This is a genomic window from Vibrio sp. 811, assembly GCF_033339195.1.
Genome location: NZ_JAWOUB010000179.1, coordinates 1 through 904, shown reverse-complemented (window position 1 = coordinate 904; position 904 = coordinate 1). Strand labels below are relative to the sequence as shown.

The following is a 904-nucleotide window of genomic DNA, read 5'->3' as shown; positions in this document are numbered from 1 at the left end:
AAATCTAACACGAACCAATGCGATTGTTCTCGCCATGGCAGAAATTCGTAGCGCCTTGTTAATGTCGACGGTCGCAATCGTGATCGTGTTTACGCCGATGTTTTTTATCACTGGGATGATGGGGCCTTACATGGCGCCACTGGCGTTCAACGTTCCGATCAGCGTTATCTTTAGTACCGTTGTCGCGTTTATGATCACGCCTTGGCTTGCCAAGAAGCTACTCAAAGGTGCTGAGGAAAACGGCCACTATGACATCCAATCTTCGCCGATGTATCGTTTGTATCGTGGTGTGTTGATTCCGCTACTTGAAAGCCGCAAGAAAGCATGGCTTTTCCTTGGTTTGGTTGCCTTGTTGTTCGTCTTGGCAGCATTGTTGCCAGCACTTCGCTTAGTTCCACTCAAGTTGCTGCCTTATGACAATAAAAATGAGTTCCAATTGGTATTAAACATGCCAGAGTCTTCAAGCTTTGTGGATACCTCCAACGCGCTGTCGAGCTTTACGGACTATTTAATGACGGTGCCGGAAGTGACAAGTGTGTCGGGCTTTGCAGGCACCGCTTCCCCAATGGATTTCAACGGCATGGTGCGCCACTACTTTATGCGCAGCGAACCATACCAAGGCGAGCTTCGAGTCGTTCTTGCTGAGAAGAATCGCCGCGCAATGCAATCACACGAACTGGTGACACGACTCAGGGCGGATTTAGAGCAGATTGCAGATAAGTTTGACGCTGACGTGCAGCTAGTCGAAGTGCCGCCAGGCCCGCCTGTTATCGCCACCATTACGGCAGAAGTTTACGGTGATGAAGCGACATCTTATGAAGATCTGATGATTCAAGCAGAGAAAGTCGCGGATAGGCTTCGCAAAGAACAGTTGGTTTCTGAGGTGGATACCAGCATCCAAGGT

At 49.3% G+C, this 904-nt stretch carries 1 protein-coding gene; it reads left to right on the top strand.

Annotated elements, in window-relative coordinates; genetic code table 11:
- Positions 1–904, top strand: a 904-nt coding sequence (locus R7Q46_RS25670) for an efflux RND transporter permease subunit (protein ID WP_318078014.1), incomplete at both ends; no start/stop codon positions are given.